The sequence below is a fragment of the Sphingopyxis sp. SCN 67-31 genome (genome assembly GCF_001725095.1).
The window spans coordinates 1-11,274 of sequence record NZ_MEFH01000026.1 but is presented as its reverse complement, the minus strand read 5'-3'; the positions used below and the strand labels follow the sequence as shown (position 1 = coordinate 11,274).

At 64.9% G+C, this 11,274-nt stretch carries 8 protein-coding genes; 6 read left to right on the top strand and 2 right to left on the bottom strand.

The window, feature by feature from the left end; translation table 11 throughout:
• On the bottom strand, positions 1-1,289 hold a 1,289-nt coding region (locus ABS88_RS04555; RefSeq protein WP_286749219.1), incomplete at its 3' end, for a PA domain-containing protein.
• Between the two features lie 169 nt (positions 1,290-1,458).
• Here ABS88_RS04555 and ABS88_RS04550 point away from each other — a divergent pair.
• The gene (locus tag ABS88_RS04550) at positions 1,459-3,063 is read left to right on the top strand and encodes a carboxylesterase/lipase family protein (RefSeq protein WP_286749217.1); all 1,605 of its coding nucleotides are present in this window, start codon (positions 1,459-1,461) and stop codon (positions 3,061-3,063) included.
• Between the two features lie 374 nt (positions 3,064-3,437).
• Positions 3,438-5,702 carry a TonB-dependent receptor gene (locus tag ABS88_RS04545; protein ID WP_286749215.1) on the top strand — a complete coding sequence of 755 codons (2,265 nt, stop codon included), beginning with the start codon at positions 3,438-3,440 and terminating at the stop codon, positions 5,700-5,702.
• 98 nt (positions 5,703-5,800) lie between these two features.
• Here ABS88_RS04545 and ABS88_RS04540 read toward each other — a convergent pair whose 3' ends face one another.
• Positions 5,801-6,646 (bottom strand): IclR family transcriptional regulator, encoded by an 846-nt coding sequence (locus ABS88_RS04540; RefSeq protein WP_062768086.1) that lies wholly within the window; start codon positions 6,644-6,646, stop codon positions 5,801-5,803.
• A 140-nt stretch (positions 6,647-6,786) separates the two neighbouring features.
• Here ABS88_RS04540 and ABS88_RS04535 point away from each other — a divergent pair, with 140 nt between their 5' ends.
• The 4 genes from ABS88_RS04535 to ABS88_RS04520 all read left to right on the top strand — a co-directional run.
• A complete protein-coding gene (locus tag ABS88_RS04535; RefSeq protein ID WP_286749212.1) occupies positions 6,787-8,016 on the top strand; it encodes an aromatic ring-hydroxylating oxygenase subunit alpha in 1,230 nt (409 codons plus the stop codon).
• A 43-nt stretch (positions 8,017-8,059) separates the two neighbouring features.
• Positions 8,060-9,025, top strand: a complete 966-nt coding sequence (locus ABS88_RS04530) for a fumarylacetoacetate hydrolase family protein (protein ID WP_082813322.1) — start codon at positions 8,060-8,062, stop codon at positions 9,023-9,025.
• Between the two features lie 37 nt (positions 9,026-9,062).
• Positions 9,063-10,085, top strand: a complete 1,023-nt coding sequence (locus ABS88_RS04525) for a DODA-type extradiol aromatic ring-opening family dioxygenase (RefSeq protein WP_286749211.1) — start codon at positions 9,063-9,065, stop codon at positions 10,083-10,085.
• The coding region (locus ABS88_RS04520) for an FAD-dependent monooxygenase (RefSeq protein WP_286749209.1) at positions 10,082-11,274 on the top strand (1,193 nt) is incomplete at its 3' end. The genes ABS88_RS04525 and ABS88_RS04520, both read left to right, overlap by 4 nt.

Sequence of the window (11,274 nt, the reverse complement as noted above, 5' to 3'; positions counted from 1 at the left end):
GGCGCGGCCGCGGCAAGGAGCAGCTTCCGGAAGGCGGCGGTCGTCGCCGCGACCGCACCCGCATCGACGCAGCGCGCATCGTCGCCTTCGACATGATGGAAACGATGGACGCCGAAAATGCCTGCGACCGATGGGTAGCCTGCGGCGATGATCGCGGTGAGTTCGCCGGCCGACAATTTGTCGCTGGGGTAAGGGCTTTCAAGTCCGGCAAAGCCCGCGAACAGGCGCCGCGCCGTCGCAAGCAGCGGGGGGCTGACGACCAGATAGCGCTGCGAATCGGTGCCAGCCAGCGGGGCGAGGCCGAACAGGCCTTCGTGCCAGTCACGCGCCGCGAGGTTGGCGCCAAGGTGGAGCCAGAAATGCGTCGCGTCGGGCTTGGGGGCCACCGCCTTCAGCGCCTCCTCGGCGCCCAGATTTTCATATTCATGGCCGCTGTTGCACAGGAAAGCGAGGTTGTGGTCGGGGAGCAGCGCCGGGATAGCGCGGGCCAGGTCCAGCCATGCGGCAATGCCGCCGCCGCGCTCGCCCGCACAGTCGGTCCAGCCCGAACGCGGCGTCGATACGACCACCCACTTCGCCTTGCCGCGGTCGAGGCGCCCGATGACATTGAAGGCGGCCCGCCGCCCGCCCTCGCCGGTCAGGCAAACAGTCGCCGCGGCATGGCGCATCGCTGCCTCCCAAAAAGGTGCGGCGTCGGCAGGCGCGAGCAGACCGACCGGACCCGCGAACATCGGCGCGCGGCCATCGGCATTGAGCGCGATGATCTTGCCCGTCGGTCCGTTGGTGACGATCACCGCCGCCTTGGCGCCCGCCGCGAAGGCGGTCTCGACGGGCGCGCGGACCGGCTTGGCGAGCGCCGACGACCAGCGGCCATAGGGCAGGTCGACGAGCGCGATCGCGCCCGCCAACGGCGCGTCGGCGCGGCCCTGCGCATCGACGCGCACCAGCGGCCCCGTCACGCCCCCGGCGGCGGTCGGTGTCACGATCGGCTGCGGCATCAGCGCGGCGCGGGTGTCGCCGACGACCATGTCGCACGCTCCGGCGTCGAAATGGGGAACAGAGATGGCCGGCTTTTCGACCGCGTAGCCGGCGCGCGTGAGCTGATCGGCGAGCCAGTGGCCGCACGCATTGTCGCCGGCGCCGCCTGCGCGCTTGTTGCCGAAACCGATATAGGCGGCAAGGTCGCTCGCGATCGTGTCGGTCATGGCGGCACCCGCACTCGCGGCGCTGGCGGCGACGGGAAGGGCGGTTGCGGCGGTGATGAAATGGCGCCTCGTCGGATCGGTCATCGGCTCTCCCTTGCGGCTGTTCCCGCCGCTGCTTTCAGACCGCGGGACATTGTGACGCGGCGCCCGCGTCGGTCAATGCCGGCTGGCGGCTTGATATTCACTCACAAGTGAGCGTAGATACTCGGGTGGACGATGGCAAGCATCGCCGCGGGGAAGAGGAAATGCGCTGATGGGCCTGTCGCCGCTTGGAAAGATCGTCATCGGCCTGTGCGCCGTCCTTGGTCTGTCGGGGGCCGCACCCGCCCCCCGCGAAGCGCCGACGGCGACCGTCGGCGAAGGACGCGTCGCCGGCACATGGCAGGACAATGTGCGCATATTCCGCGGCTTGCCTTATGCCGCGCCGCCCGTGGGCGAGCGGCGGTGGCAGCCGCCCGAAGCGCCGCCATCCTGGTCGGGCCTGCGACAGGCGGCCGAGTTCGGACCGGACTGCGTCCAGCCCGCCTATCCCGCCGACAGCGTCTATTTCGAAGCGCCCCGCCCCCAGAGCGAGGATTGCCTGACGCTCAACATCTGGGCGCCGGCGGGGGCGAAGAAGGCGCCGGTGATCGTGTGGATTCACGGCGGATCGCTGCAATTCGGCGGCAGCGCGAGCCCGATGTACGACGGACGCGAATTCGCCCGGCGCGAGATCGTCTTCGTGTCGATCAACTATCGCCTCGGCGTCTTCGGCTGGTTCGCACACCCGGGGCTGAGCGCCGAATCGCCGCAAAATGTCTCGGGCAACTACGGCCTGCTCGACCAGATGGCGGCGCTCCGCTGGGTGCAGCGCAATATTGCGGCCTTCGGCGGCGATCCTGCCAATGTGACCGCGATGGGGGAATCGGCCGGGGCGCTCAGCGTCTCCTATCTTCTCGCCAGCCCACCAGCCCGCGGCCTGTTCGCGAAGGCGATCGTCCAGAGCACCAATATGCGCGCGATGCCGCGCCTGCGCGAAGCGGCGTTCGGTCTGCCATCCGCCGAAGCGAGCGGGCAGGCTTTGGGCGAAGCGCTGGGCGCTGCCGACATCGCCGCGCTGCGCGCCGTCGATCCCGATGCTTTGCTGGCGGCGGCGGTGCGCGCCCGTTTCCCCGCGCAGCCGGTCGTCGATGGCGTGGTCGTCCCCGACCAGCTCGTCAACATCCTCGACCGCGGCGCGCAGATGAAGGTGCCGCTGCTCGCCGGCTTCAACAGCGGCGAGGTGCGATCGCAGCGGCGGCTCGTGCCGGCCATGCCGGGCGACCCGGCGGATTATGCGGCGGCGGCCGCGAAGCGTTACGGCGATCTCGCCGCCGCCTATCTCAAGCTGTATCCGGCGTCGGGCGGGACGGAGAGCATGCTCGCCGCGACGCGCGACACCATCTACGGATGGGCAACCGAACGTCTGGTCCGCGCGCAGACCGCGGCCGGAGCGCCGGCTTATCTTTACGTCTTCGATCATTGCTACCCGGCGGCCCGCGCGCGCGATCTTTGCGCCTTTCATGCGAGCGAGCTACCGTTCGTCTTCGGCATTGCCGGGCGTCCGGTCGCGGGGTCGCGCAACTGGCCTGCGGCGGAGGGACCGGCCGAGGTGCGGCTCGCGGAGCAGATGATCGACTATTGGACCAGCTTTGCCGCGACCGGGAAACCAGCGGCGCCGTCGGCAGCCCGCTGGCGTCCCTACGGCGGCCAGGAATATGCCATGCGCTTCGCCGATCGTCCGCTACTCGAACGCAATCCCTTTCCCGGCACCTTCGAATTTCACGAAGACCGCATGCAGCGCCAGCGTGCCGACGGGCTGCAATGGTTCATACCCTAGCGCCATAGCGCATGCAGCAGGGCCGCCGGTAAGCCGCTATTCCGCGTCGCTTGATCGACGCCCTTCCCGATCCGGTTCGCTGCGGCATCGAAGGCGGCGAGACGCGCGCATGTCGGCGCCTTTTCCGCGATTCCCTTGATCGAACGGAATATGCCCGGACCGCTCGGCCCCGTATAGGCTCCCTACGAACCGCCCCGCGATATCGGTGAATCCCGCGATTATGTGTCGCGCACTGTGATCCAATGTTGCGTTCTGTGAAACAAATTGCAAAATCCGCTTGTCGGTCATCCAGAAATATATAACATGTGAAACAAATCACGGAAACCGCTTCTGGTGAGGCGGTCTGAAACAACGGATGGCTGGGGAGGGACTTTATGTCGGCATTTTTGAAATCGCGGACGATCTGGGCGGCATCGGCGGCGACCGCCGCGATTCTTTGCGGGGCTGCGCCCGCCTATGCGCAGGACGCATCGACAGCAGACGACAATGCGCAGGCACCGATCATCGTGACCGCGAGCAAGCGCGGCAACGAGACGGTCCAGAATACGCCGTCGAGCATCGGCGTGCTGACCGCGGATCAGCTTGAATCGAAGAATGTCGTGAACTTCGACGACATCACGCGCAACGTCGCGGGTCTGAACGTCATCAACGAAGGCCCCGGCCTCAACACGATCATGATCCGCGGCCTCGTCGGTGCGGGGGAATCGACCGTCGGGCTCTATTACGACAATCTGCCGACCTCGGGTTCGGGCGAAAGCGCCGCGCTGACGTCGGGGCGCCAGACCGACCTCGTGGTGTGGGATGCCGCTCGCGTTGAAGTCCTGCGCGGACCGCAGAGCACGCTCTATGGTTCGTCGGCGCTCGCGGGCGTCGTGCGGATCATTTCGAATGAAGCCGATCCGACCGATTTCGCCGGCCGCATGGACCTCAGCGCCGCGACGATCAAGGAAGGCTCGCCGAGCTGGTCGGTGAAGGGCATGCTCAACCTGCCGATCGGCGACAAGGCGGCGGTTCGCCTCGTCGGCTATCAGGTCCATACCGGCGGCTTCGTCGACGATGTCCAGCACGGCATCAAGAATTTCAACCAGGCCGACCAGACGGGCTTCCGCCTCAACACCAAGGTCGAGCTCGGCCCCGACACGACGCTGACCTCGCAGCTCTATGTCCAGCGGCTCGAATCGGCGGGCGCGGGCTTTTCGCAACCGTGGGCGTCGTCGATCGGCGGCGTGGCCTATCCCGCGGTCGGCGAGCTCCAGAGCAAGCTGCCGACCAAGGGGCAGTTCAACGATACGACGGTTTTGGGCGGCCTTACCCTCGAACATGATTTCGGGCCGGCGGTCGTCACGCTGACGCAGGCATATCAGCATCGCAAGAACGACGCGATCAAGGACAATTCGGGGATGGGGGACTTCTTCCGCTTCCTCCAGAGCATCGACGCCTTCCCCGACACCGCGACGCCGACCGATCTGGCCTTCATCCAGCATCAGAAGCTGGAGCTGTGGAACACCGAAGCGCGCGTCGCGACGAAGTTCGATGGTCCGTTCAATCTGGTCGCCGGCGTCATGTATCAGACCCGCGATACCGAGATCGAAAACATCCTGCAGGACGTCGATCGCGTCTCGGGCGACGTCATTCCGGCCAGCGCCACCAACCCGATCTGGTTCCAGCGCTCGGCGCGGTTCAAGCTCGACCAGTTCGCGGCTTTCGGCGAGGCGACGGTGAAATTCTCGGATCGTTTCTCGGTCCTCGGCGGCATCCGCTATTTCACCGCGAAACGCCGCGACGTGCTGACGCCGATCGTTCCCTTCCTGCGTCTGGGTACGGCGGGCACGCCCGATACGCTGACGTCGAAGGAAAACAAGGCGATCTTCAAGTTCGAGGCCGACTACAAGCCGACCGACAATGTCATGCTCTATGCCTCCGCGTCGCAGGGCTATCGCGTCGGCGGCACGGTGCTGAAGGTCGTTCCCGAACTTCCCGATGCCTATGGCCCCGACTATACGTGGAACTTCGAGGCGGGCGCGAAGACCCAGTGGTTCAACAACCATCTGACCGCCAACATCGCCCTCTACCACATCAACTGGTACGACACGCAGATCTCGGGCGAGTTCTACAACGGTGCGTTCGAAGGCATCCTCAACTGCGAAGGGCTGTGCGCCCGGTCGCAGGGGATCGAGGTCGATATCAGCGCGCGGCCGGTACGCGGGCTGGACATCGGGTTCAGCGGCACGCTGTTCAAGGCGAAATGGCTGAAGGATCAGCCGGCGATGAACGGCAGCCCGCTCGCCGGAACGCAATTCACCGATACGCCGCGCCACACGTTCAGCGCCTATGCCAATTATCACTGGAACCTCGGCGGCGACTTCGACATGGCGCTCGCGGCGAACGTCCAGAATTCAGGCCGCATCGCCTATTCGGATTATCGCCCGCAATATAATCTCCACACGCCGGGCGCCTATACGCTGGTCGATGTGTCGGCGACGCTGTCGAAGGGCGACACCTGGTCGACCAAGCTGTTCGTCGACAATCTCTTCGACAAGCGCGCGCTGTTCAACCTGACCGCCGACAGCGTGACGCCGTACAGCGCGCTCTATGCGACGCCGCGTACGATCGGTGTCGAATTCAGCGTTAAATATTGAGGGTCGCGGCCGCCGGGCCGGACCGGATATGCACTCCCTGGCCCCGGACGCTTTGCGTTCGGGGCCGAATTTTTATGGAATGATCAGGCCGCGGGCGATCAACGCGCCGGATAGTCGGGAAAGTGAAAGCGCGAATTCAGGCGCCTCGACGACTGGCGGCAGCAATCGATCAACGCCCGGATGACGTGGATCGGCGGGCCGTCCTCGCCCAGCATGGCACTGGGCAGCATGACGGTGATCACCGCGCACAGTCGGTGGTCGGCATCGAATATGGGCGCTGCCACCGCGCCATGACCCAGGTTGAACTTGTCGCGCGTCCAGCAGACATAGTGGCGCTGAATATCGGCGATCTGCTTCATGAAGACGGCGCGGTCGGCGACCCGGAAATCGGGTTCGCGCGCACACAGATGGTCGAGCAGTTCCTCGCGCCGCTCGCGCGATTGAAAGGCAAAGACGATGCGGGCCGTCGGCGAATGCGGCAGGCTCAACACCAGGCCGGGCTTGACGTCGATGTGGATCGCCTGCGGCGCCGGGATCGACCGCATCACGACCGCGTCGCCGCCCGCTGCGGTTGCCAGCAGGACCGTAAGCTGCAGCGTATTGCCCAGCGCGACGAGATAGTCGTCGAGCAGCGCGCCCAGGTCGAAGCGGCTCGCGGCGATATGGCCCCAGCGCATCAGGCGCCAGCCCAGTTCATAACCGCGGCTGCCCTGCAATTGGACCAGACCCAATTGCTCGAGATTGGACAGGTGGCGCGAGGCGCGCGACTTGGTCAGGCCCAGCATTGTGGCGACGTCCTGCACGCTGACCTTGCCGCCGCGCTCGGCGAGCAGGTCGATGATCGCCGTCGCCGTCGCAACCGCCTCGATCTTGCCCAGCCCCTCGGTCGGCGACTGCCGGCGCAGGTCGCGTTCGCTGATGGGGGATGGAATTTGTTGCGACATACGCAACTATTAGACCAATATGTTGCGTATGTCGATACATCATGGATAGGTGAGGGCAGCAAAACGAGGGAGACGAGAGGGCGGCAATGGCAAGTCCGGCGCAGAATGAACGATTGACCCGCGTGGGTCCGGGAACCCCGATGGGCGAATTGCTCCGGCGGTATTGGCACCCTTTCGCCGCTTCGGCCGAGCTCGACGATCTGGGGATCAAGCCGGTGACCTTGCTCGGGGAGTTGCTCGTCGCTTTCCGCGCCGGCGACGGCAGCTACGGGCTGATCGACCGCCAGTGCCCGCATCGCCGCGCCGATATGCTGCACGGGATCATCGAAGAGGACGGACTGCGCTGCAGCTATCACGGCTGGTGCTTTGGCGCATCGGGCAAGTGCCTCGAACAACCCTATGAGGATGTCGCGAATCCCAAGGCGAACTTCCGCGACAAGATTCGCACCAAAGCCTATCCGGTCGAAGAAAAGGCGGGAATGCTCTGGGCCTATATGGGCCCCGATCCCGCGCCGCTGGTACCCAATTGGGAGCCTTTCACCTGGGCCAACGGCTTTCGTCAGATCGTCTATGCCGATGTGCCGTGCAACTGGTTCCAGTGCCAGGAAAACAGCCTCGACCCCGTTCATTTCGAATGGATGCACCGCAACTGGTCGTCGCGGCTGTTCGGCGACGGCAGCTATGGGCCGAAGCATCTCGAGCTGCAGTTCGACGAATTCGACTATGGCCACATCTATCGCCGCGTTCGCGAAGATACCGACAAGAGCAACCAGCATTGGACGGTTGGCGCGACCGCGCTGTGGCCGAACGCCTTTTTCCTGGGCGACCATATCGAATGGCGCATTCCGGTCGATGACGAGAATACGCTGAGCATCACCTGGATGTTTCACCGCGTCCCCGTCGATCGCGAACCCTATGTGCAGAAGCGGGTTCCCTATTGGACGGGGCCGGTCAAGGATGCGCAGGGCAACTGGATCACCAGCCATGTGCTCAACCAGGACATCGTCGCCTGGGCGGGGCAGGGCCGCATCGCCGACCGGACCGAGGAGCATCTGGGGCAGAGCGATCGCGGGATCGTGATGATGCGCCGCTGTTTCGACGACAATATCAGGGCGGTCGCCGAAGGGCGCGAACCGAAGGGGTTGATCCGCGATCCCGAGGCCAACCGCTGCATCGAAATGCCGATCAAGCATCGCGAACTGTTCACGTCCTCGATGACGCTGGAGGAAAGCCGCGCGCTGGGGGACTCGCTCGCCTATCGCCTGAACCGCCCCGACTATCAGCATCAGGTCGGCCAGCCCGAAGCGGTGAAGCGCGAATATCAGATCGCGATGGGCATGATCGCCGAGGACGCCACCGAAACCATCTGACAACCACAGCGCGCGCCCGACGGCCGCCGGAGGAGGACTGTTTATGAAACTGGGAATGATAAGGCTGAACGGCAAGCCGACCGTCATCGCGCGCGTTGCCGACGACCGCGCCGTCGCGCTGGACTATGCGTGGATGGAAGATCTGATCGAAGCCGAAAACGCGGGGCTCGATGCCGCTGCAGCGGCGATCGAGGCGGCGAAAGCCGGGCGGTTGCCGGTGATCGATCTGGCCGACGCCGACTGGATGGCGCCGAGCCCCAAAGCCTCGAAGATCCTTGGCTGTGCGGTGAACAACAACAATCTCAACCAATATGCCGTCAAGCCGATGACCGCCCCGATGTTCTTCACTAAGGGGCGTTCGGCGCTGACCGGGCATAACAAGCCGATCGAACTGCTCAAGGATCACGGCCAGTCGATCCCCGAACCCGAACCGGTCGTCGTGTTCGGCAAGACCGCGAAGAATGTCCCGCCCGAAAAGGCGCTCGACTATGTCTTCGGCTACACGCTGACCAACGACGTCACCGCCAGCGGAGTCAAATTTTCGCAGGATTCGATCGCGCTCAAGCAGCGGCCCGAAGTCATCAAACCGCATCACCTCGCGTGGCGCCCGAAGTTCGAGGGCGACGAGGACACCTATCTGCTGTTCATCTATCACAGCAAGTCGAAAGGCGCCGACACTTTCGCCGCCATGGGGCCGTGGCTGACCACCAAGGATGAAATCCCCGATCCGAATGTGCTGCGTGTCCGCGGTTACATCGACGGCGAATGCTATGCCGACGACAGCACCGCCAATTATTTCTTCCCGGTCGAACGCGTGATCTCCGAAGCGAGCAAATGGTTCACGATGGAGGTCGGCGACTGCCTGCACACGGGTACCGCGTCGAAGGGCACCGAAAAGCATCCGCGCGGCAACATCGGCACCTATCTCAATCTCTACGACGGCAAGCTGACCGACGTGGAAGTCGAGGGATTGGGCCGCTTGTCGAACCGCATCAAGATCATCGCCTGATCGAACTCGGGCTTCAGGGACGCGACGGGAGGACGGCTTGGCCGAGATCGTGCTGGGAATCGGCTGCGCGCATACGCCGCAGCTTCATACGATGGCAGAGGATTGGGATATCCGGGCCGCGCGCGACCGCGCGGACGGCATCCCCCTCTGGTTCCGCGGGCGCAAGCTCAAATATGCGGAGCTCGAGGCCGAACGCGCGCCCGAAAGGCTCGCCGACAGGCTCGATCTCGCCACCCGCCGCGCCGCCCTCGAAGCGAGTTTCGATGCGATCGACCGCCTGCATGCGCGTTTTGCCGAAGTGGATCCCGATGTCGTCGTGATGATCGGCAACGATCAGAACGAATTCTTCTCCGAGATCGTCCCCGCCTTTGCGGTCGTGGCCGCCGATGAACTGCCCAATCTGCCGCGCACTGCCGAGCAGAATGCGCGGCTGCCGGTCGGGATCGAAATCTCCGATCACGGGCATCTGCCCGAGGATCAGGTCAATTTTCCCGGCCACCGCACGCTGGGCCAGCATATCGCCCGGCATGTGGTGGGCAAGGAAGGCTTCGACGTGACGCTGTGTCATGAAAAGCCGACGGTGCGGAACGAGAAGTCGCTGCTCTACGGCCTGCCGCACGCCTATGGTTTCCTGTACAAGAATTTGCTGCGCGACCGGGTGAAGCCGAACGTCCCCGTCGACGTGAACTGCTGGTATTATGACAACAGCCCTCCGGCGGCGCGCTGCCATGATTTCGGCGCCGCGGTCGCCCGCGCGATCGCCGCGTGGGACAGCGATGCCCGCGTTGCTATCCTGACGACGGGCGGGCTCACGCACTTCGTGGTCGACGAAGAGTGGGACCGCTGGTTTCTCGATGCGCTGGCGCGCGACGATCGCGATGCGCTGTGCGGCATTCCGCAAGCCGAACTGATGGCGGGGACGTCGGAGTGCAAGAGCTGGATCGCGACGTCGGCGGCGATGCGCGAGGCGGGGCTACGCATGTCGGTGGTCGGATATCAGCCGCTTTATCGGACCGAGGGGGGGACGGGGTCTTCCTGCGCCTTTGTGGAATGGCAATGAACGAAAATCGGGTTTTCATTTCTGGTGCCGGCCCGGTCGGCATGGTGCTGGCGCTCGACCTCGCGCGGCGCGGGATCCGCTCGACGATCGTCGAGCGCCGCAGCGCGGGCGAACCGCCGAGCGTCAAGTGCAACCATGTCGCGGCGCGCACGATGGAGGCGTTCCGCCGGCTCGGCATCGCCGACGATGTTCGCGCCGGCGGCTTGCCCGCCGACTATCCAAACGACTGCGTTTATCGGACCACGGTGACGCAGGGGCACGAGATCACGCGTATCGCGATTCCGGCCCGCGCCGAACGCTGGACCGACTTCGAAGGCGCCGATACCTGGTGGCCGACGGCGGAGCCGCCGCACCGGATCAACCAGATCTATCTCGAACCGATCCTGTTCGCGCACGCGGCGGCCCATCCGCTCATTACCATTCTCAACCGTCACGAGCTGGTCGAGGCGCAGCAGGATGCTGATGGCGTCACCGCAGTCTATCGCGATCTCGACAGCGGTAGCGAAGAGCGCGCGCGCGCGGCCTATCTGATCGGCTGCGACGGCGGGCGCTCGCTGGTGCGCAAGACGATCGGTGCGACGCTTTCGGGCGATCCCGTCGTCCAGCGCGTCCAGTCGACCTATATTCGCGCACCCGGGCTTCTCGCCATGATGCACGGCCGTCCCGGCTGGATGAACCTGTCGCTCAACCCGCGCCGTTCGGGCAATACCTTCGCCATCGACGGCAAGGAAAAATGGCTGATCCATTGCTATCTGTACGAGCATGAGGAGGATTTCGACGCGATCGATCGCGACGCCGCGATCCGCACCATCCTGGGCGTCGGTCCCGACTTCGACTATGAGGTCATCGCCAACGAAGACTGGATCGGCCGCCGGCTGATCGCCGACAAGTTCCGCGACCGGCGCCTGTTCATATGCGGCGACAGCGCGCATCTGTGGGTGCCCTATGCCGGCTATGGCATGAATGCCGGGATCGCCGATGCGATGAACCTTTCCTGGTTGCTCGCGGCGACGTTGAACGGGTGGGGTGGGGATCACCTGCTCGATGCCTATGAGGCCGAACGACTGCCGATCACCGAACAAGTGTCGCATTATGCGATGAACCATGCGCTGGGCGCCATCGCCCATCGCCGGGAGGTACCTTCGGACATCGAGGCCGATGGCGCCGCGGGCGACGCCGCGCGCAGCGC

Bases quoted from the DNA above. Each gene is read 5' to 3' on its own strand.
- ABS88_RS04550 (WP_286749217.1), top strand. From the start codon at position 1,459: ATGGGCCTGTCGCCGCTTGGAAAGATCGTCATCGGCCTGTGCGCCGTC.
- ABS88_RS04545 (WP_286749215.1), top strand. From the start codon at position 3,438: ATGTCGGCATTTTTGAAATCGCGGACGATCTGGGCGGCATCGGCGGCG.
- ABS88_RS04540 (WP_062768086.1), bottom strand. From the start codon at position 6,646: ATGTCGCAACAAATTCCATCCCCCATCAGCGAACGCGACCTGCGCCGG.
- ABS88_RS04535 (WP_286749212.1), top strand. From the start codon at position 6,787: ATGGGCGAATTGCTCCGGCGGTATTGGCACCCTTTCGCCGCTTCGGCC.
- ABS88_RS04530 (WP_082813322.1), top strand. From the start codon at position 8,060: ATGAAACTGGGAATGATAAGGCTGAACGGCAAGCCGACCGTCATCGCG.